A 23333-nucleotide genomic window follows, 5' to 3' on the forward strand; every position below is an offset into this window, starting at 1 on the left:
CTGGATCGGCGCGGTGTTCTTTTTTCTTATCCCGAGTTGACCATGTCTGAATTTCTCAACGACCTTTCACTGACCGAACTGACAGCGCCGATCGATGGAGGAAGCGGCGAAGACCTGAGCTTTTCCACGCTGTTCGACAACGTCAAGGAAGCTCGTCGAGCGGACCCTGATTACCTGACTCAGGGTGACTGGCAGACCGATCTGAAATCCTCGGATTGGGACCTGACGATCACCCTGGCTGCACAAGGCCTTGCTCAGCAGAGCAAGGACTTGATGCTGGTCGCCTGGCTCAGCGAAGCCCTGGCGCACAAATACCACTTTCTCGGCATCACCTTCGGCCTGACCCTGGCCGAGCGGATTCTTGAGCGCTTCTGGGATGACCTGTACCCGGCGCTGGACGAAGGCCTGGAAGAGCGCGCGGCACGCCTGGCCTGGCTGAAAACCACCCTGGCCGATGTGGTCGGCGGACTGCCGATCACCCAGGGCGATCAGTTCGGCCTGCTGCGTTATGACGAATCCCGGCACATCGAAAACCTGGCCCTGCAGAACCCGCAGGCGATGCGCGTCGCGCTGGACGAAGGCAAGATCAACGCGGAAATCTTCCAGCGTTCGGTGGTGCTGACCGACACCGAGCACTTCCTGCGCAAGGCATCGGAAATCACCGACAGCCTGCAGGCGTGCCGGCAGTTGCAAGCCACGGCCGATCGCCTGTTCGGTGTTGAGGCGCCAAGCTTTGCCGGTCTGAGCGAGATCCTCTCCCGCGCCGCCCAACTGGCTGAAAAACTGCTCAAGGACCGTGGCGTGGAAATCAATCCCGCGCCTGCCCAGCCGACCGCCGAACCTGTCGCCGAACCGGCCGATCAACCTGCTGCGGGGCCTGCCATGACCATCACCGTGAAAGACACCGCGTCGGCGCCACTGCGCACCACGCCGCTGACCCGCGACGAAGCCTTCACCATGCTCGCCGGCGTCGCCCAGTTCTTCAAACAGACCGAGCCGCAGAGCCCGGTGCCGTACCTGATCGAACGCGCGATCAAATGGGGCAACATGCCCCTGGAAGGCTGGCTCAACGACGTCATCAAGGACAGCAACGTGGTCGACAGCATTCGTGATGTGCTGGGGACGAAAGAGCCGAAGGCCTGACACGAAACCCAGACGGGCAACCGAACGCTCATCAAAATGACGCCGCCGCAACCGTTACAGGTGGGCGAAGATCCTGTGGGCACGACCAGCGCTGTCAGCCTGTCAGCCCATCAGTTCGGAGATCTCGATCAGATTCAGGTCCGGATCACGCACATAAACCGACCGAATCGGCCCCGTCGCGCCGGTGCGCTGGACCGGCCCTTCCACGATGGGCCACGCCTGCGCCTGCAAGTGCGCGATCACCGCGTCGAGGGTCTGACTGGCGATGAAGCACAGGTCCAGCGCGCCGGGCACCGGGAGGTGGGCCTTGGGTTCGAACTCGTGACCGCGCTCGTGAACGTTGATCTTCTGGTTGCCAAACCGAAACGCCAGGCGGCCGCTGCCGAAGGTTTCCAGCTGCATGCTCATGACGCGAACGTAGAAATCCTTGCAGGCCCCCACGTCCACGGTGGTCAGGACCAGATGGTCAAGGTGCTCAATCATTGCGTGCGCTCCGTGGGCTAAATGGGTAGACCGTGAGGCAGTCCTTCGGCACCGACCTCAGTGTTCGTTCTTGTCCAGCGTTCTCAACTTCTGCGGCAATGCCCACATTAACAGGCCCGCCGCGACCAGGCTGCTGACGCCGATGACGTAAAGCGCGGGCGTGGTGGTGCCGGTGAGGTCTTTGATCCCGCCGACCATCACCGGGCTGACGATGCCGCCAAACTGCCCCAGAGTGTTGATCAGCGCGATACCGCCCGCAGCGCCGGCACCTGCGCCCGCCAACAGCTTGGGCGGGAGAGTCCAGAATGCCGGAATGGCGGCGACGATCCCGCCACCGAGCATGGCCAGGGAGACGATCAGCAGGCTGGTGTGCTGGGCAAAAAATCCCGCGCTGAAGAAGCCGATGGCCCCAAGCACCATCAGCCCGCAGACGAATTTGCGGCGTTCGCCGCTGGCATCCGAGAGACGTCCGACAACGATCATGCTGATGGCGCCGAAGATATACGGAATGGCCGTGAGCAGCCCGATGATCACAGGGCTTTCGACGCCGGCGCTGCGAATCAGCTGCGGCGCCCAGAAGTTAAGGCCGTAGGACGCCACCTGAATCAGGAAATAAATCAGCCCGAGCATCAGGAAGCCCGGCATTTTCAGCGCGGTCAGCAGCGAACCGCCCTGCTTGTTCGGCTCATGCTCGGCGATGCGGCTCGACAGATATGTCTTCTCGTCGTCGGTCAGCCAGTGGGCATCCGCGACACGGTCCTTGAGCAGCTTCAGCACAGCGAAACCGAGGGCAATGCAAGGCAGCCCACCGAGGAGGAACAGCCAGTGCCAGCCACGCAATTGCATCACGCCGTCCATATGACCGAGTACCAGCCCCGAGACCGGTGCGCCCAGCAGCCCGGCGAAGGCCGACGCCAGGAATAGAATCGACGTGATGCGACCCCGGTAGGTCTGCGGGAACCAGAGCGTCAGGTAAAACAGCACGCCCGGTGCGAAACCCGCTTCCATGGCGCCGATGATGAAACGCAGCACATAGAACTGCCATTCGGCGGTGACGAAGACCATCAGCGCCGTGGCAACGCCCCACGACATCATGATGCGGGCAATCCAGCGCCGCGCCCCCACCTTGTACAGCATGATGTTGCTCGGCACTTCGAACAGCACGTAGCCGATGACGAACAGGCTCGCCCCCAGCCCGTACGCGGTGTCGCTCAGGCTCAGATCCGTCTGCAACTGGAACTTGGCGAAGCTGATGTTGATGCGATCAAAAAACGCGAACAGGTAGCAGACCATGATCAACGGCATTAACCGCCAGGCGACCTTGCGGATCAGTGCCTTTTCGGCGCTTACAACCTCGGCGGGGCTGCTGTTCGGGGTCAGAACAGAGACGGTCATTGCAATACTCCAGATGGACTCCCTGAGAGAGCCCTATTGTTTTTGTTGTCTGGACGCGTACGCAGCGGAGTGCGCGCGTTTGTGGGGGAAAATCGGGACGGGCGCCGCGTCAGCCGGGCAGATTTTCCGGCGCCGGGTGAAGATCACGGTTGCGCCCTGCCTTGGCCACCTGCCCCGGCATTTCATGGCCCAGCAGCTCCGGTAAACCGCGCGACAGGACGAGCAGATGCGCCAGGTCAACGCCTGTCTCGATGCCCATCTCATCGCACATATTCACCAGGTCCTCGGTGCAGATATTCCCCGATGCACCCGGCGCAAACGGGCAGCCACCGAGACCGCCCAGCGAGGCATCAAAGCGCCGCGCCCCCGCTTCGTAAGCGGCGAGGACATTGCTCAGCCCCAGGCCGCGGGTGTTGTGAAAATGCAGCGTCAGCGCCGATGCCGGGACACGGGTCAGCACGCGCTGGACCAGCGAAAACACCTGGCGGGGGTTGGCCATGCCAGTGGTGTCGGCCAGGGAAATGCCGTGCATGCCCAACGCCAGATAGTCATCGACGATCCGCAGCACACGGTCTTCATCGATGCGGCCCTCGAACGGGCAACCGAACGTGGTGGCGATGGAGCCGTTCAGGCTAGGCCCAGTGCCCGAGGCCAGTGCGACCACCTCGGCAAAGGCCGCCAGCGACTGCTCGCAGCCCATGCGCATGTTCGCGCGGTTGTGGGTCTGGCTGGCGGACATCACCAGATTCAGCTCATCGGCACCCGCCTCGATGGCCCGCTGGGCACCGCGCAGGTTGGGAATCAGGGCGACGTAGATCACACCGGGCTGGCGCCGGATGCCGCGAAACACCTCATCCCCGTCACGCAAGGCCGGAATGGCTTTGGGGGAAACAAAAGAACCGGCTTCGATTCGGCTGAAACCGGCGAGAGAAAGTTGGTCGATCAAGGCGATCTTGTCAGCGGTGTCCACCCAGGTCGGCTCGATCTGCAAGCCGTCGCGCGGCGACACTTCCTGCACGATCAGGCGCTGGGAAAAGTCGGTGATCATTGCACCACCCCACTGTGCTTGAGCTGCGCAATGTCATCGGCGCTCATGCCCAGCTCGCCGAGCACACTGTCAGTGTGCTGCCCCAGCGCAGGGCCTTGCCAGTTCACCGAGCCTGGGGTTTCCGAGAGTTTCGGCACGATGCCCGGCATCTTCACCGTGGCCCCGCCCGGCAGATCGGCGTCGAGAATCATCCCGCGCGCCTGGTAGTGAGGATCGGCGACGATGTCCGCGACGTTGTAGATCCGCCCCGCCGGCACCTCGGCCGCCTCAAGCGCCTTGAGCACGTTGTCGATGGGCAAGGCCGACGACCACGCGCTGATCGCCCCGTCGAGCATGTCGCTCTGGGCGGCGCGGCCGTCGTTGTGGGCGAACTCGGGATCCTCGGCCAGATCGGCGCGGCCAATGGTCTGCATCAGGCGCTTGAAGATCGGGTCGCTGTTGCCGGCGATGACCACGTAGGCACCATCGGCGGTCGGGTAAGTGTTGGACGGCGCAATGCCCGGCAGTGCGCCGCCACTGCGCTCACGGACGTGGCCAAGCATGTCGTATTCCGGCACCAGGCTTTCCATGACGTTGAACACGCTTTCGGCCAGGGACACATCGACCACCTGACCATCGCCCTGGCCGGTCTTGACCCGCAACAGCGACATCAGCGCGCCCATCACCGCGTGCATCGACGCCAGCGAATCGCCCAGGCTGACCCCGACCCGCGCCGGTGGCGAGCCCGGCGTGCCGGTGGTGTAGCGGATGCCACCCATGGCTTCGCCAATGGCGCCAAACCCGGGACGGTCGCGGTACGGGCCGGACTGACCGTAGCCGGAAATGCGCACGAGGGTGAGTTTGGGGTTCAGCGCGTGGAGCACGTCCCAACCCAGACCCAGTTTTTCCAGGGCTCCGGGCCGCAGGTTCTCGATCAGCACGTCCGCGCTTTCAGCCAGCCGCTTGACGATGTCGATGCCTTCGGGGGATTTGAGGTTCAGGGAAAGGGACTTTTTGTTGCGCGACTGCAGGTACCACCACAGCGAAGTGCCTTCGTGCAGCTTTCGCCATTTACGAAGCGGATCACCCTGCCCCATGGATTCGATTTTGATCACCTCGGCACCGAACTCGCCCAGCAGACGGGCGGCAAAGGGTGCAGCGATCAGCGTGCCGATTTCAATGACGCGCACGCCTTGAAGGGGGCCTGTCATAGCGGTTACCTCGAGTCTTTCTTGGAATTTGTCGCCAAGACTAGAGGAACGGGGTTCGGCAAATCCAACCGTCAGTTGGCAACGACCGTTCGCAAAACGCGAACGCTTAGCCTCCGTGGCGCTGCAGATGCTCGAACAGCAACTGGCTGACCGGCGACAGTGCCGCAGTGTCGCGCACCACCAGAATCAGCGTGCGCCGGGCCCATGCATCGCTCAAGCCTACGGCCCTGAGGCCCAGCGACGGACCGAGCAGGTCGAACGCCTTGCGCGGCAGTACGCCGATGCCCATGTCGGCCTGGACCATCCGGCACATGGCGTCGAAACCCGGCACGTGGATGCGCACCCGCAGCGGCCTGCCGTGGGCGCGAGCGGCGTTCTGGGTACGCATGTTGATGGAGCTGGCGGCGTGCAAGCCGATGTAGTCACTGCCGAGGGTGTCCTCGAACGCCACCTGTTGCTCCCCGGCCAGCGGGTGATCGTCACGCATCACGACGACCAGTTCGTCGCGGCGATACGGTGCGCTGTGAAGGCCCTGAGTGTCGGTGTCTTCAGAGCAGATGCCGATGTCCGCGACACCATCGACCAAGCCCTGCACGACGCCGTTGCTGGGCCGCTCTTCGAGATCGACTTTGACCAACTCATGAGTGGCCACGAAGGCGTGCAGGTCTTCCGGCAAGAACTGAATGATGGCCGAGAGGTTGGCCAGCATCCGCACATAGCCGCGCATGCCCTGCAGGTGCTCGTCAAGTTCAAGCCCCATTTTTTCCAGATCGGAGAGCATCCGCCGGGCATGGTGCAGCATCGTCTCGCCTGCTGCGGTCAACAGCATGCCCTTGGCATTGCGCAGGAACAGGCCAATGCCGAGCACTTCTTCCAGCTCCATCAGCCGCTTGCTCGCAGCCGACACCGCAATCGCCTCGCGCGCCGCCGCCCGGGTCAGGGTGCCTTCTTCGTACACCGCAACGAACAGCCTGAGGGTAATCAGGTCGAGTCGACGGATGAGGTTTTTATGGAGCATGGGACGTACTCGATCAGGGTGCGGCCGAAAGCATACACGCGCTGCTGCTTGGTGAGACCGGCTTCAGCCGGCAATGGGCCAGCGCGAGCACCATCAATTTCGGGGCGTGACGTCCGACGCCTTCCCGGCTGAAGCCGGTCCCACTATCGATACGCGCTGTGCTAGTGGGACCGGCTTTAGCCGGGAATATGCCAGCGTGTGCGCCATCCATTTACGTCGAGACAAATGAGGCCTTCCCGACACGAGGCTGACATAACGGGGTTGCCGGCCGAGCCTGCGACGGCAACCGCATCCATCCAAAAGGATGTCCCAGACACTGCATTTCTGCCAAAAAGAGGATAATCCGCCATCAAGCTGAACCGATTCAGGTCGATAACAGGGGGATTCCTCTTTCTACGGACAGCCCCCAGATGAACCTCAGACGCCTCAACATTGCTCCCCGCTCGCTGATCTGCTTCGGCTTTTTCGCCGTATTGATCGCCGCCGTCGGACTGTTCTCACTGATGCAATCGTCCAGACTGAAAGACGCCCGCGACGCCCTGCAGGACAACGTGCTGCCCACCCTCCTCGCCATCGCCGACATCAAAAATGACCTGCTGACCATCCGCCTCGGCAACACCAGCCTGCGCGCCGCACAAAGCCCCGCCAGCACCGACGCCGCCATGAAGCGCGTCAGTCAGGGCCGTGCCGAACTGGAGAAAGACGTGCAGGGCCTGAGGTCATTGCTGATCACCGAGCGTGGCCTGAACGCCTACCGCGAGATGGAGCGCGACATGCAGGCCTACCTCGCCGTGCACACGCGCTTTCTCGACGCCGTGGCGCAGAAACGGGATGACATTATCGTTTCGCTGACCGAACCGTCCGGGGAACAGACCCGCGCGGCCGACGCCCTCGCCAAGGACATCGCGACCATCGCCGACCTGGGCAACCAGAAAATGCAGGACTCGGATGTCGCGGCAGATGAAAGTTACGCTCAGTCCCGCGATGTCATCATTGGCGCCATCGTGATCGCCCTCGCTGCCACCCTCGCGCTGGCTGCGCTGTTTACCCGCAGCCTGGTCGCGCCCATCGCCAAGGCCCTGGCCGTCGCGGAGAACATCGCTGCCAACGACCTGAGCAAGCCGATTCAAGTGGACGGTTCCGATGAGCCGGGCCGCCTGCTGCAAGCGCTGTCGGTGATGCAACAGAACCTGCGCCACACCCTCTCGGAGCTCGGCCACTCGTCCAATCAGCTGGCCTCGACTTCCGAAGAGATGACCGCCGTGACCGAAGATTCCCTGCGCGGGGTTCAGCGTCAGAATGACGAAATCAATCAGGCCGCCACGGCCATCAATCAGATGAGCGCAGCGGTGGAAGAAGTCGCCCACAACGCTTCCCTGGCCTCGACGGCGGCGCGGGATTCCAGCGACTCGGCGGAACAAGGCCGCCTGCGGGTCAACGAAACCATTTCGGCGATCAACGAGCTGCATGACTCGGTCGGCAGCACAGCGGATGAGATCAATGGCCTGGCCGGCCAAGTGCAGAACATCAGCGGCGTACTGGACGTGATCCGCGGCATCGCCGATCAGACCAATCTGCTCGCCCTCAACGCGGCCATCGAAGCGGCCCGCGCAGGCGAAGCCGGACGTGGTTTCGCGGTGGTGGCCGACGAAGTGCGGGCCCTGGCCCACCGCACCCAGCAGTCCACCGCCGAGATCGAAAAGATGATCGACTCGATTCAGGGCGGCACACACAAGGCGGTCACCGCGATGGGCCAGAGCAGCGAGCGCGCCCGGGTCAGCCTGGACGTGGCCGGTGCCGCCGGTCGTGCCCTCGCCGAAATCAAAACCGCCATCGTGCTGATCAACGAGCGTAACGTCAGCATCGCCACCGCCACTGAACAACAGGCCCAGGTCGCCCGGGAAGTCGATCGCAACCTGACCAGCATCCGCGACCTGTCACTGCAGACCTCTGCCGGCGCCCATCAGACTTCGGCGGCGAGCAACGAACTGTCACAACTGGCGGTGGGCCTGAACGGTCTGGTGATGCAATTCAGAACTTAATGGCACCCGCGGAATCGCAACACTGAGCCGCCTGTTGGCGGCATCAGATGATTTCGGAGGTAAAGCATGAAGTTTGTAAAGCTGGGTTCCACGGGTCTGGACGTGTCGAGGCTGTGCCTGGGGTGCATGACCTTTGGCGACCCGGATGCCGGCACGCATCCGTGGACGCTGGACGAAGACGCCAGCCGGCCGATCATCAAACATGCCGTCGAGCAAGGCATCAACTTCTTCGACACGGCCAACAGCTATTCGGCGGGCACCTCGGAAATCATCGTCGGCAAGCTGCTCAAGGAGTTCACCCGTCGCGAAGAAACCGTCATCGCGACCAAGGTGTTTTTTCCGGCCAATATGTGGGAAGGCTCCAAGCGACCGAACGAACAGGGCCTGTCGAGGAAAGCCATCATGGCGAACATCGACGCCAGCCTGACCCGGCTCGGCACCAATTACGTCGACCTGTACCAGATTCATCGCTGGGATTATCACACCCCCATTGAAGAAACCATGGAAGCGCTGAACGACGTGGTGCGGGCCGGCAAGGCGCGCTACATCGGCGCGTCGTCGATGTTCGCCTGGCAGTTCGCCAAGGCGCAGCAGGTCGCGGTCGCCCATGGCTGGAGCCGCTTTGTGTCCATGCAGAACTACCTCAATCTGGTGTACCGCGAAGAACAGCGCGAGATGATTCCGCTGTGCCTGGATCAGGGCGTCGGCCTGATGCCCTGGAGCCCAATGGCCCGTGGCAGGCTCACCCGGCCCCACGGTCAGCAGACCGAACGCACGAAAACCGACATCTCTGGCCAGTCGTTTTACGAGGCGACGGAAGTCGAGGACGGCCGCGTCATTGATGTGGTCGAGCAGATTGCCGGCGAGCGCGGCGTGCCCATGGCGCAGGTCGCGCTCGCCTGGGTGCTGGCCCAGCGGGGCGTGTCGGCACCGATTGTCGGTGCCTCCAAGCCGCACCACCTGGACGATGCGATCGCGGCGCTGGAACTGGTGCTCAGCGATGATGAAGTGAAACGCCTTGAAGCGCCTTACGTTCCCCATGCTGTCACGGGTTTCGCGTGAAGCCCAACGGTAACTCCGGGCTTGCCACCGGCCGGGCCGTCGTGTTGTTCGACGGCACCTGCAAGCTGTGCAATGGCTGGGCGACCTTCATCATCAGCCAGGACCGCGAGCACCGCCTGACGTTGGCGGCCGTGCAGTCGCCCGAGGGTCAGGCGCTGCTGAAATGGGCCGGGTTGCCCCAGGACAACTTCAACACCATCGTGCTGGTGGAAAACGACCGCTTTTATGTGCGTTCGGACGCGATGTTCAAGATCCTGGCCCACCTGCCCGCGCGGTGGCACTGGCTGCTCATGGCGCGGATGTTCCCGAGGGTGTTGCGCGACTGGCTGTACGACAAGATCGCGCTGAACCGCTACCAGCTGTTTGGCCGTTATGACGCGTGTCGCTTGCCTGCCCCGGATCATCCGGGCCGCTTTCTGAATAAGAACGCCCTCAACCACCGCTAAATCTTCAGCGGCTGAAATGCCGTCTTCGTGAGCAAGCTCACTCCCACACGTCTTGCGCATGGCTCGGAATCTCAAGTCATCCCGCGATCCCGTGGGAGCACTCCCACACGCCTTGCGCATGACTCGAAATCTCAAGCCGTTCCGCGATCCCGTGGGAGCGAGCTTGCTCGCGAAAGCTATCTTCAGTTCGCGGAGAAAGTGGCCCAATGTACCGGCCCTTTCGTGAGCAAGCTCACTCCCACAGGTCCTGCGCATGACTCGAAATCTCAAGCCGTTCCTCGATCTTGTGGGAGCGAGCTTGCTCGCGAAGGCTATCTTCAGTCCGCAGAGAAAGTGACCAAATGCCCCGGCCCTTTCGTGAGCAAGCTCACTCCCACACGCCTTGCGCATGACTCGAAATCTCAAGCCGTTCCGCGATCGTGTGGGAGCGAGCTTGCTCGCGAAGGCTATCTTCAGTCCGCGGAGAAAGTGGCCCAATGTCCCGGCCCTTTCGTGAGCAAGCTCACTCCCACACGCCTTGCGCATGACTCGAAATCTCAAGCCGTTCCGCGATCCCGTGGGAGCACTCCCACACGTCTTGTCCATCACTCGAAATCTCAAGCCGTTCCTCGATCTTGTGGGAGCGAGCTTGCTCGCGAAGGCTATCTTCAGTCCGCGGAGAAAGTGGCCCAATGTACCGGCCCCTTCGTGAGCAAGCTCACTCCCACAGGTCATGTGCATGACTCGAAATCCCAAGCCGTTCCGCGATCCCGTGGGAGCACTCCCACACGCCTTGCCCATCACTCGAAATCTCGAGCCGTTCCGCGATCTTGTGGGAGCGAGGTTGCTCGCGAAGGCTATCTTCAGTACGCAGAGAAAGTGGCCCAATGCCCCGGCCCGTTCGTGAGCAAGCTGACTCCAACACCTTTAGAGCATGGCTCGAGATCTCGAGTCAGCTCACCTAGAGAAATCCCACTATATGGGACTGATAATCACATATTGAGGTATCAGAATATGTCGTCTATGGTGGGACGTCTTCGCTTCCCGCAGCTCCTTATATAAAAACAACAGGAAATCCCATGCCCCAGCCATTAATGGATTCGGGCCTGCACGCCAGCACCATGAAGCGCCTCAACCTCAAGTTGATCCCCTTCCTGATGCTGCTGTACATGGTCGCGTACATCGACAAGTCGAACATCTCCGTCGCCGCGTTGCAGATGAATGCCGAGCTGGGCCTGACCGCTCGCATGTATGGCATCGGCGTGGGCCTGTTCTTTCTGACGTACATCCTTCTCGAAGTCCCGAGCAGCGTCATCCTCACGCGGGTCGGCGCGCGGCGCTGGATTGCGCGGATCATGATCACCTGGGGCATCGTCGCGGCGGGCATGGCGTTCGTGCAGAGCGCCAACCAGCTGTACGGCATGCGCCTGCTGCTGGGCGCCGCCGAGGCCGGTTTTACGCCGGGGATCATTTACTACCTGTCGCAGTGGTACCCGAAGACCGATCGGGCCAAAGCCATGTCGCTCTTCTACATCGGCGCCGCGCTGGCGTCGGTGATCGGCCTGCCGCTGTCGGGCGCATTTCTGCACCTGGACGGGTATTTCGGCGTCAGCGGCTGGCGCTGGCTGTTTCTGCTGGAAGGCCTGCCGGCGGTGATCCTCGGGATCGTTGTGTTGCGCTACCTGCCGGATTCGCCGCAGACCACCCACTGGCTGCACGCCGATCAGAAGGAATGGCTGAGCCGCACCATTGCGGCCGAGCAAGCGAGCTCGCCGATCTCCCACCATGCCGCCTGGCAGACCGCGTTTCGCAGCCGTCAGGTCTGGCTGTTGAGTCTCTTCTGGCTGTTTCAGGCGTTCGGCACCATCGGCATCACGCTGTTCCTGCCGCTGATCGTCAAGTCGGTGTCCGGCCAGGAGTCGTTCACCGTCAGCGTCATGTCCGCGCTGCCCTTCCTGTTTGCCTGCGTGTTCATGTATTTCAACGGCACCCATTCCGACCGCAAGGGCGAACGCGGCTGGCACCTGGCGCTGCCGCTCATGGCGGCCGGTGTGCTGCTGGCGCTGGCGGTGTGGACCAGCAACCCGTGGCTGGCCTACGGCTTGCTGGTGGTGGCGGTCGGTCTGAACTGGGCCGCCACGCCGGTGTTCTGGGCGACCACCACCGAATACCTGTCGGGTGCTGCCGCTGCGGCGTCCATCGCGCTGATCAACTCCATCGCCAACATCGCCGGCCTTGGCCTGCCGCCCGTCATGGGCTGGATCAAGGACGCCACGCAAAGCTACGACTACGCGCTGCTGCTGGTCTCCGCAGCTTTGGTCGCTGGCGGTGTGCTGGGACTGTTCCTGACCCGCGCGCCCCGTGCCGCACCGGTCACCGCCCGCGCAACTGCTCCCGCTGCTGCGCCTGTCCCAAGAGGTTTAGATGAAGCCAAGGCTCCTTAAAATCGCCCGTTTGCCGGCCATGCTCGATGACGCGCTCAACGTGACCTACGAGGTAGTGGAAGCCGATCAGGACGGCACCGGCGTCGACGAATCGACCGCCGACATCCGCGCCATGGTCGCCAATGGCGAATCCACCGTTAGCCGCCAGTTGATCGACAGCCTCCCTGCGCTGGAAGTCATTGCCGTGTTCGGCGTGGGCTACGACGGCGTCGATGTGGCGGCGGCGCGGGAACGTGGCATCCGCGTCACCCACACCCCCGATGTGCTCACCGAAGACGTGGCGGATTTCGCCATGGCCTTGATGCTGGGCATCGCGCGCAACCTGCGGGTGGCCGACCGTTTCACCCGCTCGGGCGCCTGGGCAGATGGCCCCATCGCCTTCAGCCGCAAGGTCAGCCGGTCGCGACTGGGCATCATTGGTCTGGGCCGCATCGGTGCTGCCATCGCCCGTCGCGCCCAAGGCTTCGACATGTCGATCGCCTACACCGGGCGCCGGCCTCAGGACGTCGAGTTCACCTATTACGCGTCGGCGCTTGAACTGGCTGCGGCGGTGGATTTTCTCGTCGTCGCCGTCGGTGGCGGCGCCAGCACCCATCATCTGGTGGACGCGCAGGTGCTGGAGGCGCTGGGACCGAAGGGCTATTTGATCAACGTCGGCCGTGGCAGCGTGGTCGACGAAAACGCCCTCGCAAAGGCCCTGGCCGAAGGTCGTCTGGCGGGCGCGGCGCTGGACGTCTACGAAAACGAGCCCCACCCCGCCGCTGCACTGCTTGATCTGGACGGCGTCCTGCTCACCCCGCACATGGCCAGCTCCACGTGGGACACCCGGCAGGCGATGTCCGATTTGGTCATGGCCAACCTCCACGCCTGGCACAGCGGCACAGACTTGCCCACGCCCGTGCCGGACTAGTCCGACGTCGCCAGCGGCTCGCTGATCGAACAACCGAGCCCGCAGCAGACAGAATGGGTTGCCTGTTTGCGATGAGGATTTGCAGGTAAGGTGTGGCTTTCCCCTGCCAAGGAAGATCCATGGCCACCAACCCCTCCAGGCACGCTCAAAAACACCTCGCCGTTCTGATCGATGCAGACAACGCCCCCGCCGCCATCGTCGAAGGCCTGTTCGAAGAAATCGCCAAATACGGCGTCGCCAGCGTCAAGCGCATCTATGGCGACTGGACCGGGCCGCAGCTCGGCGGCTGGAAAAAGGTCCTGCTCGACCACTCGATTCAGCCCATTCAGCAGTTCGCCTACACCAAAGGCAAGAACGCCACCGACAGCTCGCTGATCATCGACGCCATGGACCTGCTGTACACGCGCCGCTTCGACGGCTTCTGCCTGGTCTCCAGCGACAGCGATTTCACTCGCCTGGCCTCGCGACTGCGCGAAGAGGGCCTGACCGTGATTGGCTTCGGAGAAGAGAAGACGCCGCGACCGTTCGTGGCGGCCTGCGACAAATTCATCTACATCGAACTGCTCCGCGAAGAGGTGATTGCCGCCGCCAGCGCAGAGCAAACGCTCGACGCTCCCGCGCAGTCAGAAATGGCCAAACCCGCAGCGACCGAGACGGCAAAACGGCCCAAAGCGCCCATCAGCTTCATCGCAAAAATTCTCGACGACATCGCCGACGAAGATGGCTGGGTGCAGCTCGGCGCCCTCGGCACCAACATCACCAAGCTGCGACCGGAATTCGACCCGCGCACCCATGGCTACAAAAAGCTCAGCGACCTGATCAAGGGCTACCCGCAGGCGTTCGAGCTGCAAGCCAGACCCGCGTCCAGTGGCACGGCGGTGATGTACGTCAGGCACAAACAAAACGGCAAGTAACCCGACCAGCGTTTCTCATCTATGGAGCTATGCATGCCCATCTATTCAGTCGACTACCGCTTCAACGCTGAACCCCGCAATCATCGCTTCGACCTGAATCAGCCGAAACTGTCAGCGAGCGACGCCGCGATGCACCTGCTTGAGCTGCATTTCGGCGACAGCGAAAACAGCCTGATCATGCCCAACGCCGATGCCGAACCGGATGAAATCATCGAACAGGCCGGCCACCTCGGGCTGACGGACATTCGCGTCACCCAGGTCGCTTCCGAGTAGGCCTGCCGACGACGTCCGGTAAAAACGTTGAACCCTGCAGCGGCACCTGCATCCGATCACTACGACTGAACATTTCCCGACTGACAGGTGCCCCATGATCGAGATCAACAGCTACACCACCGTCAAACGACGGGAGCGCGTGCCCCATGACGTATTCGCCCATTACTGGCGCGACGTCCACGGCCCGCTGTGCTCGCGGCTTCCGGGCCTTGGCTTGTACATCCAGCACCACTTTTCCCGGCAGCAGGATGCTCACCTCTGGCCCCTCGCCGAGGGCATCAGCGAGATTCAGGATTACGAACTGGACGGTGGGGTGGAGATCGGTTTCGAGTCCGCTGCGGACCAGAAGCAGTTTCAAGAGGCCAGCCCGATTTTGTTTTCCGACGAGCAGAACATGTTCGACGAAACCCTGGCCTACGCCCTGCCCCAAGGCTCGCTGACGCTGACCAATTCGCTGGCGGATGAGCGGTTCAACGGCACCGACACCTTCGACCGTATTCACATCCACTTCAACCCGCGGGAAACCCTGGCGCAGCTGCACGCGTACCTGAAGTCAGATCTGGGACCGCTGCTGGCAGCGTCCGATGAAGTGGTGAAAGTCTGTATGCACCTCTGCGAACCCTTCGAGAACGATGGCCAGCACCCACCTGCGCCCAACGTCGCGCACTTTGCCAACCCGGCCCGCGCCGAACTGGCCGTGATGGAAATCGCGTTCAAGTCGCCACTGGCACGTCGTCGTTTTTTCCAGAGCGACGTGTTCCAGAACACCCTGCCTGAACAGTCGAAGCACATTGCTCAGCTCAAGACGTTCGCCGTTTCCGGGCTCTACACCTACGTGCGCGACAAGTCCCTGACCACCGCAGGATTGCGCGGCAGTCGGGCAGCCGAGCTGATTGAATACCTGGGCGCGGTGAATCAGGTTCAGCCGGATGTTGAAGAGCTGATGCTCAAAGGCACACAGTCCCGCTGACAATTCCGGTCGGCGGCCGTAGACCACGGCTGCCGACGCCTTTCCAGCCTGTGAGCACCCGCCACGACCTCGCAATTGATCCGATCCATGCATCAAAGGATGAAAAAATAACGATTATCGTCGTCTGAAAATTGCCACAGAATCTCCAGTTACAAGCGCTTACAAACTCAAAAAAAACGCTGGAGAACAACATGCATCAACCGCCAAGCCAGACCTCCTCCGGGAAGTCCAGGGCAGGAATGGTCTTCCGGGTCACCTCCGGAAACTTTCTTGAACAGTTCGACTTCTTCCTCTTCGGCTTCTACGCCACCCAGATCGCCTCCGCTTTCTTTCCCGCCAGCAACGAGTTCGCCTCGTTGATGATGACGTTCGCTGTCTTCGGTGCAGGGTTCTTGATGCGGCCGCTGGGCGCCGTGCTGCTGGGCGCTTACATCGACGATGTCGGCCGCCGTCGCGGTCTGATCGTGACGCTGGCGATCATGGCCAGTGGCACCTTGCTGATCGTCCTGGTGCCGGGTTACGCCACGATCGGCCTGTGGGCACCGGCGCTGGTCTTGCTCGGACGGCTGCTGCAGGGATTCTCCGCAGGCGCAGAGATGGGCGGCGTGTCCGTCTACCTCGCCGAAATGGCAACGCCGGGGCGCAAAGGTTTCTACGCCAGTTGGCAATCGGCTAGCCAACAAGTGGCCATCGTTGTCGCCGCCGCCCTGGGTTACGGCCTCAATCAATGGCTTGCCCCGACCGAGCTGTCGGCATGGGGCTGGCGCATTCCGTTTGCCGTCGGCTGCCTGATCATCCCGTTCATTTTCCTGCTGCGCCGCAGCCTTGAAGAAACCGCAGAATTCACCACGCGCAAACACCGCCCGACGATGCAGGAAGTGTTCGCAACCCTCCTCGGCAACGCCAGTGTTGTCATCCTCGGGATGCTGATGGTGGCGATGACCACCACCGCCTTTTACATGATCACCGTTTACGCACCGACCTTCGGCCGCTCGGTGCTGCAGCTCAGTACCAGTGATGCGCTGATCGTGACGCTGCTGGTGGGGGTGTCGAACTTCTTCTGGCTGCCCGTCGGCGGCGCCCTGAGTGACCGACTGGGGCGCAAGCCGCTGCTGCTGGCGATGTCATTGCTGACGCTGCTGACGGCCTATCCCGCGCTGTCATTCCTGGCCCAGGCGCCGACCTTTGCCCACATGCTCGAAGTGCTGCTGTGGTTCTCGTTTCTCTACGGCATTTACAACGGCGCGATGATTCCCGCACTCACGGAAATGATGCCTGTGGAGGTGCGCGTGGCCGGTTTCTCCCTCGCCTACAGCCTGGCGACAGCAATTTTCGGCGGCTTCACGCCGGCTGTTTCGACCTGGCTCATTCACCTGACCGGGGACAAGGCCGCGCCGGCCTACTGGATGATCTTCGCCGCCCTGTGCGCCTTTACCGCGACGCTGGTGCTGTACCGCCGTCTCGCCACTCAGTCACTTGCCACTGCTTGAAGGACCCTGTCATGAACTCTTTACTAAAACCCCTCTGCGTGATGGCGCTGACCAGTTGCGCCTACGGCAACCTTGCCTACGCCGAAGCGCTGACCGTCATGACCTCGGGCGGCTTCACTGCCGCCTATCAACACCTGGGGCCGCAATACGCAGAGCACAGCGGCAACACGCTGAAAACGGTGCTCGGCCCGTCGATGGGCAAAGCGGCAGAAGCCATCCCCAACCGATTGAGTCGCGGCGAGCACGCCGACGTGGTGATCATGGTGGGTTACGCACTGGATGATTTGATCAAGCAGGGCAAAGTCGACGCCGCCTCGCGTGTGGAACTGGCGGACTCGCGCATCGGCATGGTAGTGAAGGCCGGCGCCGACAAACCTGCCATCGGCACCGATGCTGAACTGAAAGACACCCTGCTGGCGGCCAAGTCAGTGGCCTATTCAGACAGCGCAAGCGGCGTCTACATCGAGAAAGAGCTGTTCAAGAAGCTCGGCGTTCAGCCGCAGCTGGCGCCCAAAAGCAAGATGATCGAGCGCATTCCGGTGGCCTCCGTTGTGGCCAAGGGTGACTACCAGCTGGGCTTCCAGCAGGTCGCCGAGTTGTTGCCGATCCCGGGCGTGACCTTTGTCGGCAAGATTCCGGAAGACGTGCAATCGGTGACCCGCTATGCCGCCGGGATTCCGAAAAATGCCGATCACCCCGTTGAAGCGAAGGAGCTGCTGAAGTTTTTGTCATCCCCCGACGCCCAGGCGAGCATTCGCGAGACCGGCCTGGACTCAGTCCCGCGGTAACGTCCCGGGCAGCGCGCGAATCCGCTGCTCCAGCTCCAGTGCCGCGGGCGTCAATGTGCGTCCGCGGCGTTTCAGCACGCCCATCTGCCTGATCACCTCCGGCTCCACCAGCCGCACTTTGGCCAGGATCGGGTGGGCAGAGATCGGCATCGCAATGGACGGCACCACCGCAATGCCCAGCCCCGCCTCGACCAGGCCAAGCACCGTCGTCACGTGGCGTGCTTCGCAGACGCTGTTCCTGCCCGGCTGAAAACCGGAAAGCGCGCGATCCAGCACCAGACGATTGCCCGAAGATTTATCCAGCGTAATGCAGTCGTGTTCGCACGCCTGGGTCCAGGTGACGGTGTCGAGGACGGCCAGCGGATGGTCGCGGCGGCAGGCAATCACGTAGTGCTCTTCGAGCAGCGGACTGAACTCGATTTCCGGTGCCAGGTTGCCGGTGAAACTCACCCCGAAATCGGCTTCCCCTGACGCCACCGCTGCACTGACTTCGTTGGCCGAAACGTCGATCAGCCTGATGTTGATCAGCGGGTACTGCCCGTGAAAGCTACGGATCGCATGGGGCAGAAAATAGTAGGCCGCAGACGGTACGCAGGCCACGGTCAGCGTGCCCCTGCGGTTGGCGCCGCCGTCGCCGATGCTGAGCAGCGCCAGATCCAGATCGTCCAGGAGACGTTCGACCTGGGGCAGAAACGCTCGCCCGACGTTGGTCAACGAGACCTTTCGCGTGGTCCGCTCAAACAGCTTGACCCCCAAGGCGGACTCAAGCTTTTCGATGCGGCGGCTCAGCGCCGACTGGGTGATGCGGATGGACTCGGCCGCCCGGCGAAAGCCCTGCTTTTCAACCACCGCACGAAAAGCCTGAAGGTCATTGAGGTCGAAGTTGATGTTCACGGCATGTCGTCGCTTTGATCGTAGACGGGCATCAATGGTAAGGCGCAACGCGTCGGCGAGCCATCCCCGGGCGAGTCCCACGGCTGCCCCTTGCACGGAACGAATGGCCTAATAAAGCGTGTCGGCGATCCGGCCTGGCAGCGCCTTGTCGTAGGCCTCGCCGTCGATGGCTGCCTTCGAAACCTCCTTGAGAATCTGACCCGCTGTCGGCAGCGCGCTGCGCGGCACCTGTTTGGACGCATCCCACAGCCCTGCCCTGATCACCGCCCGGCTGCACTGGAAATACACGCTGGTGACGGTGATTCGCAGCACCGATTTTGGCGGCTTTCCGTCCACGGCAAAACGCTCCAGCAGGTCGGGCGCGATGGAGATCTGCGCCGTGCCGTTGACGCGCAGGGTTTCGCCCACGCCCGGTACGAGAAACAGCAGCGCGACTCGCGGGTCTTCGATGATATTGCGCAGGGTGTCGATGCGGTTGTTGCCGCGTCGGTCTGGCAGATACAGCGTCTGGCTGTCTTCGATGTGCACGAAGCCTGGCTGATCTCCCCGCGGCGAGGCATCCAGGCCGCCTGCGCCCGACGAGGCGAGGATCACAAAGGACGCCGCTTCGATGAACGGCCGGTAAACCGGGTGAATGTGGTCAACTTCTTTGACCAGAGACGGCGGCGCGATCGGGCCATACACCGCTTCCAGTGCCGCTACGGTTGTCAGGTATGAGCTGTCTTCAAGATCCATCGTGGTTCTCTGCGGTTTCTTCTTTAAAGGAAAGGGTCGGTATGCACTTACGCCTTGTCCCCGATTGGGGCAATAGTGGCAGACGCGTGTGGCAGATTGAGCGGCGATCTGATTCACTGCCTGCCTTTTCACCGTCCAGCATCTGCACACCGGGTAACCAGGCATGAACCGTCGCAAGAAACTTAACCAGATCCTCAGAGCCAACGCAAAAAAGGCGAGTGCCAAACTGGCGCCGAAGAACAAAGACACCTACGTCAGCAAGGCCGACCGGTTGAAGCTGGCTGAGGCCAATGCTGAAGCCACGACCGAATCCACCCCTGAAGCGGTCCGCCCTTCCGAGGCGGTTTGAACACCCTCCATTTCCGATGCGCCGCCTACCCCTGGTAGGACCGGCTTCAGCCGGGAAGAGGCCAGCGCGTACGCCATCAATTTTTCAGTGTGATTGCCGGCGCCTTCCCGGCTAAAGCCGGTCCCACAGGGCGCGCGCGGTGTCAGTGGGACCGGCTTCAGCCGGGAAGAGGCCAGTGCGTACGCCATCAATTTTTCAGTGTGATTGCCGACGCCTTCCCGGCTAAAGCCGGTCCCACAGGGCGCGCGGTGTCAGTGGGACCGGCTTCAGCCGGGAAGAGGCCAGTGTGTACGCCATCAATTTTTCAGTGTGATTACCGAAGCCTTCCTGGCTAAAGCCAGTCCCACAGAAAGCTCCGGTTTCAGCCGGGAATGGTCTTCGATCACCGCCCGTACGCGATCGGCATCGTCGGCGGTGACCGGGTTATAGACGATCATCGACAGATCCAGTCGCCCGTCCACCGCAAAGTTCGAGTATTCCAGCTCAATGATGCCATGGGGGTCGTGGCGCAGGCGTTTGGTGCCCTCGCCCTGTAGCCGCACGTCGTTGTCTCGCCACAGCACCGCGAATTCCGGGCTCAGGGTGCACAGTTCTTCCGCCAGCCGGCTGACCTCGGACGCCGCGCCGGCCCGGGTCGCATCCGCCCTAAAGGCCGCGACGATGAAACGTGCCACCGCGTTCCAGTCAGCCTGCCGGGCCTGGGCGCGCGGGTTGCAAAACATCAGGCGCAAGATGTTGCGTTGCCCCACCGGCAGCAGGCTGTAATCGGTGAAGACCGCCGCCGCTGCGGTGTTCCAGGCCAGCACGTCCCATGTTGCCGTTTTGATAAACGCCGGGCTGAACGCAAGGGTGTCGAGGACCCGTTGCAGTCGCGGCGTCACCCCGTCGGGCGCGCTGTAGACCACTTCCGGCGGATGGCCGAAAGCGAGCATGAACAGGTGCTCGCGCTCGGGTTCGGTCATCAGCAGACTTTCCGCAATCCGGTTCAGCACCTGCGCCGAGGGTGCCCCGCCGCGCCCCTGCTCCAGCCACGTGTACCAGGTCGCACTGATATTGGCGCGCTGCGCGACTTCTTCCCGGCGCAGACCCGGTGTGCGTCGTCGGCCGGAAAAGCCGAAACTGGCCGGGTCCAGGCGCGCCCGGCAATCCTTCAGATACGTGCCCAGCAAATGAACAGACGGGTTGGCCATGGTGATCCTGTTGGTTTTTATACCCTGATAACGTCACGTCTTTTAGGCGGATAAACGTTACGCGCATCCTGCCCGCTTCAGCAAAAGGAGTTTTCTGCAATGCGCGTATTTCTTACCGGCTCCACAGGTTTTATCGGCTCCCACGTCGCCCGGGAACTACTGGCCGCGGGTCACCAGGTGCTGGGCATGACCCGTTCTCAAGCGGGCACCGACGCATTGCGCGCCATCGGCGCCGAGCCCCATCACGGCACCCTCGAAGACCTCGCCAGCCTCAGACTCGGCGCCGAGCAGTGCGATGCGGTCATTCACACCGCGTTCGATCACGACTTCGCCCACTTCGTCGACAACTGCCAGAAAGATGCGCGGGCCATCGCCGCACTGGGCGAAGCGCTGAACGGCTCGCAGCGCCCGTTAGTGATCACTTCGGCCACACCGATGGGCTCGTCGGCACCGGGCGAGCCTGCCGATGAGGATCATTTCAATGCCGAGCATCCCAATCCCCGCGCCGCCTCGGAACGGGCAGCAGAGGCGCTGTTGCAACGCGGCCTCAACGTGGTGGTGATGCGTCTGTCGCAGATCCACGACACGGTCAAACAGGGTCTGGTCACCGAACTCATCAAGCACGCGCGGGGGACCGGCGTCTCCGCATATGTCGACGCAGGCATGAATCACTGGTCCGCCGCGCACATTTCAGACACAGCCCAGCTGTACCGACTCGCGCTGGAAAAACACCAACCCGGCGCTCGCTATCATGCAACCGCCGAAAGCCACATCCCCTTCCACCTCATCGCCGAAGCCCTGGGTGAAGGCCTGGGACTGCCCGTTGTTTCAGTGCCAGCCGACGAGGCGATGGCGCAGTTCGGCTGGCTGTCGAGCTTTGTGGGACGGGATATGTCGAGCAACAGCAGCAAAACCCGGGCGCGATTGGGCTGGGTGCCGACCGGGCCAGGCTTGATTGAGGATCTCAAGGGGTGTTTTGAACGGCGGTGAATGATCCGTAGAGACGCCGAGCTGCCGATTCTAACCAAGGGCCCGTGCGCGCCACGGGCCTACAGCGCGTCAGAACCCCACGAGAAGCGATAAGCGCGCACGGGCGCCGGCGGCTGACAACGACCATTGTCCGCGTCGGCGCCGACGATCAACCACTCGGCCCTCGACGTTGATCCCAACTGGCGAGCCTTGTCGGCCACGAAGCAGCGCTCCAGTTCGGCGGCGGGCACCAGGGCAAAGGCGGATGGATGGGTGCGCAACCAGAGCGCGGCGTGTTCGACGGCGGATTGATCGGCAAACCCGAAATGCACCACCGGCTGGCGGGCGAACAGCCAGTGCCCTTCCCGCCAGCCGACCAGCACCAGTTCAGCGCCGTCGGTCAGCCGGGAAGCTTCGCTCATCAGCACCTTGTGGGGGTTGGGGCCGTCGGTGAACGGTTCGACGAAGCCACGGCCGAACCACAGGCAAAACCATGCCACCACCGCCACGCCAAACACAGCGCGGGCCTTCGGACGATTGCCAAACCAGCGGCGAAGCAGCCACGGAATCAGCGGCGCGGCGGCCAGCACCAGGCCGGGTAGCGCAGGGAAGATATAGATTTTGCGCTTGCCGGTGCTCAGGCAGAAAAACAGCACCACCAGGACCACCCAGCCCAGCAACAACAAGATCCGGGCGTCGTGCTTTCGCAATTGGCGACGCCAGGCGGGCACCAGCCACGGCAACGCCAGCACCAGCGGCAGCCAGTACTGGAGAATGACGGTCAGGAAATACCAGAACGGTTCGCGGTGATCCCAGGCCGACGCGTAGCGGCCACCGGTCTGGTGAAACAGGATTTCCTTCAGGTACGCCACTTCGTCAGCGCCACCCTTGAGCCAGACCGTGGCGAGCAGCGGCACAAGCCAGACCGCACATCCCGCCAGCACCACCAGAAAACCGGCCGCCCAGCGAAGCCCCTGCCCCGGCATGACGGCCACACCCGACCAGCCCTTTCGCACGGCATAGACGTAGGGCACCAGCATCAATGCCGGCAGAAAACCCACCCCTTTGCTGATGATGCCCAGGCCCATGGCCAGACACGCGACGTAGAACCAGCCCCACGCCGGTCCCAGCAGCAGATGACGGACCATGCCGTAGAAGCCGAGCGCGACCCACAGGCACAGGAAGCTGTCGATCTGGCCGGTACGCAGGATGCTGTAGGTCTGGTAAGTCGCCAGAAACAACAGCGCGGCGATGCGACCCACTCTGCGGCACCAGAGGCGTCGGCCCAGGTCGTACAAAACAGCCGTGGCGGTGGCCGCCGAGAGCAGGCCCGGGATGAAAAGTGCCAGCGACGGCGAACTGGTCAGCCAGGTGAAAAACGCGACCGTCCACATGAACAAGGGTGGTTTGTCGCCGTAGATTTCACCGGCCCGATGGGGGATCAGCCAACTGCCGCTGTGCAGCATTTCCAGCGCGACGCCCAGAAACCGTTCTTCGTCGACATTCAGCGGCTGCCGGATGCCAAAGCCGGCGCCGACCAGAATCAGCGCAAGCGCCACCAGCGCCAGGCACTGCAACGCGGGAGAATGAACACGTCCCAC

The 23333-nt window shown here is 62.6% G+C and carries 22 protein-coding genes; 13 read left to right on the top strand and 9 right to left on the bottom strand.

Annotated features, from left to right (window positions below; genetic code table 11):
- Nucleotides 1-42 precede the first annotated feature (42 nt).
- The gene (tssA, locus tag AC07RO_RS15930; protein ID WP_495086511.1) at nucleotides 43-1143 is read left to right on the top strand and encodes a type VI secretion system protein TssA; all 1101 of its coding nucleotides are present in this window, start codon (nucleotides 43-45) and stop codon (nucleotides 1141-1143) included.
- A 102-nt stretch (nucleotides 1144-1245) separates the two neighbouring features.
- On the opposite strand, the gene AC07RO_RS15935 is transcribed toward tssA, so the two are convergent.
- The 5 genes from AC07RO_RS15935 to AC07RO_RS15955 all read right to left on the bottom strand — a co-directional run bounded on the left by AC07RO_RS15935 (nucleotide 1246) and on the right by AC07RO_RS15955 (nucleotide 6277).
- Nucleotides 1246-1626, bottom strand: a complete 381-nt coding sequence (locus tag AC07RO_RS15935; RefSeq protein WP_495086512.1) for a VOC family protein — start codon at nucleotides 1624-1626, stop codon at nucleotides 1246-1248.
- Nucleotides 1627-1683: 57 nt separating this feature from the next.
- A complete protein-coding gene (locus AC07RO_RS15940) occupies nucleotides 1684-3021 on the bottom strand; it encodes an MFS transporter (protein WP_495086513.1) in 1338 nt (445 codons plus the stop codon).
- 109 nt (nucleotides 3022-3130) lie between these two features.
- Nucleotides 3131-4069, bottom strand: coding sequence for a hydroxymethylglutaryl-CoA lyase (locus AC07RO_RS15945; RefSeq protein WP_495086514.1), 939 nt, complete (start codon nucleotides 4067-4069; stop codon nucleotides 3131-3133).
- Nucleotides 4066-5259 (bottom strand): CaiB/BaiF CoA transferase family protein, encoded by a 1194-nt coding sequence (locus AC07RO_RS15950; protein ID WP_192173519.1) that lies wholly within the window; start codon nucleotides 5257-5259, stop codon nucleotides 4066-4068. The genes AC07RO_RS15945 and AC07RO_RS15950 overlap by 4 nt, the downstream gene beginning before the upstream one ends.
- A 106-nt stretch (nucleotides 5260-5365) precedes the next feature.
- Complete coding sequence (locus AC07RO_RS15955; protein WP_495086515.1) at nucleotides 5366-6277, bottom strand: LysR family transcriptional regulator; 912 nt, start codon at nucleotides 6275-6277, stop codon at nucleotides 5366-5368.
- 410 nt (nucleotides 6278-6687) lie between these two features.
- Between AC07RO_RS15955 and AC07RO_RS15960 the strand changes: the two genes are divergently transcribed.
- From AC07RO_RS15960 to AC07RO_RS16005, 10 genes are all read left to right on the top strand, one after another.
- Entirely contained in the window at nucleotides 6688-8319 is a 1632-nt protein-coding gene (locus AC07RO_RS15960) for a methyl-accepting chemotaxis protein (protein ID WP_495086516.1), read from the top strand.
- 66 nt (nucleotides 8320-8385) lie between these two features.
- Nucleotides 8386-9381: an aldo/keto reductase gene (locus AC07RO_RS15965; protein ID WP_495086517.1), complete on the top strand. Its 996-nt coding sequence runs from the start codon at nucleotides 8386-8388 to the stop codon at nucleotides 9379-9381.
- Nucleotides 9378-9827, top strand: a complete 450-nt coding sequence (locus AC07RO_RS15970) for a thiol-disulfide oxidoreductase DCC family protein (protein WP_495086518.1) — start codon at nucleotides 9378-9380, stop codon at nucleotides 9825-9827. The genes AC07RO_RS15965 and AC07RO_RS15970 overlap by 4 nt, the downstream gene beginning before the upstream one ends.
- Nucleotides 9828-10885: 1058 nt before the next feature.
- Nucleotides 10886-12250: an MFS transporter gene (locus AC07RO_RS15975; RefSeq protein ID WP_495086519.1), complete on the top strand. Its 1365-nt coding sequence runs from the start codon at nucleotides 10886-10888 to the stop codon at nucleotides 12248-12250.
- Nucleotides 12231-13160 (top strand): 2-hydroxyacid dehydrogenase, encoded by a 930-nt coding sequence (locus AC07RO_RS15980; protein ID WP_495086520.1) that lies wholly within the window; start codon nucleotides 12231-12233, stop codon nucleotides 13158-13160. The genes AC07RO_RS15975 and AC07RO_RS15980 overlap by 20 nt, the downstream gene beginning before the upstream one ends.
- Before the next feature lie 119 nt (nucleotides 13161-13279).
- The gene (locus AC07RO_RS15985; RefSeq protein ID WP_495086521.1) at nucleotides 13280-14074 is read left to right on the top strand and encodes an NYN domain-containing protein; all 795 of its coding nucleotides are present in this window, start codon (nucleotides 13280-13282) and stop codon (nucleotides 14072-14074) included.
- 33 nt (nucleotides 14075-14107) lie between these two features.
- Nucleotides 14108-14347, top strand: coding sequence for a hypothetical protein (locus AC07RO_RS15990; RefSeq protein ID WP_346629064.1), 240 nt, complete (start codon nucleotides 14108-14110; stop codon nucleotides 14345-14347).
- A 94-nt stretch (nucleotides 14348-14441) separates the two neighbouring features.
- Nucleotides 14442-15317, top strand: coding sequence for an EthD domain-containing protein (locus tag AC07RO_RS15995; RefSeq protein ID WP_495086522.1), 876 nt, complete (start codon nucleotides 14442-14444; stop codon nucleotides 15315-15317).
- A 191-nt stretch (nucleotides 15318-15508) separates the two neighbouring features.
- Complete coding sequence (locus AC07RO_RS16000; protein WP_495086523.1) at nucleotides 15509-16807, top strand: MFS transporter; 1299 nt, start codon at nucleotides 15509-15511, stop codon at nucleotides 16805-16807.
- 41 nt (nucleotides 16808-16848) lie between these two features.
- Nucleotides 16849-17595, top strand: coding sequence for a substrate-binding domain-containing protein (locus AC07RO_RS16005; protein ID WP_244655981.1), 747 nt, complete (start codon nucleotides 16849-16851; stop codon nucleotides 17593-17595).
- Here AC07RO_RS16005 and AC07RO_RS16010 read toward each other — a convergent pair.
- Entirely contained in the window at nucleotides 17581-18489 is a 909-nt protein-coding gene (locus AC07RO_RS16010; RefSeq protein WP_282372017.1) for a LysR family transcriptional regulator, read from the bottom strand. The genes AC07RO_RS16005 and AC07RO_RS16010 overlap by 15 nt on opposite strands.
- 108 nt (nucleotides 18490-18597) lie before the next feature.
- Nucleotides 18598-19224, bottom strand: a complete 627-nt coding sequence (locus AC07RO_RS16015; RefSeq protein WP_282372018.1) for a pyridoxamine 5'-phosphate oxidase family protein — start codon at nucleotides 19222-19224, stop codon at nucleotides 18598-18600.
- Nucleotides 19225-19387: 163 nt separating this feature from the next.
- Here AC07RO_RS16015 and AC07RO_RS16020 point away from each other — a divergent pair, with 163 nt between their 5' ends.
- Complete coding sequence (locus tag AC07RO_RS16020) at nucleotides 19388-19573, top strand: DUF2986 domain-containing protein (RefSeq protein ID WP_282372019.1); 186 nt, start codon at nucleotides 19388-19390, stop codon at nucleotides 19571-19573.
- A 296-nt stretch (nucleotides 19574-19869) separates the two neighbouring features.
- Here the strand turns inward: AC07RO_RS16020 and AC07RO_RS16025 are convergent, their stop codons facing one another.
- Complete coding sequence (locus AC07RO_RS16025; protein ID WP_495086524.1) at nucleotides 19870-20763, bottom strand: helix-turn-helix transcriptional regulator; 894 nt, start codon at nucleotides 20761-20763, stop codon at nucleotides 19870-19872.
- 99 nt (nucleotides 20764-20862) lie between these two features.
- Here AC07RO_RS16025 and AC07RO_RS16030 point away from each other — a divergent pair, with 99 nt between their 5' ends.
- A complete protein-coding gene (locus tag AC07RO_RS16030; protein WP_282372021.1) occupies nucleotides 20863-21753 on the top strand; it encodes an SDR family oxidoreductase in 891 nt (296 codons plus the stop codon).
- Between the two features lie 59 nt (nucleotides 21754-21812).
- On the opposite strand, the gene AC07RO_RS16035 is transcribed toward AC07RO_RS16030, so the two are convergent.
- Nucleotides 21813-23333, bottom strand: coding sequence for an ArnT family glycosyltransferase (locus AC07RO_RS16035; RefSeq protein WP_495086525.1), 1521 nt, complete (start codon nucleotides 23331-23333; stop codon nucleotides 21813-21815).

The sequence above is a fragment of the Pseudomonas sp. GW821-FHT07F05 genome (assembly GCF_059418765.1).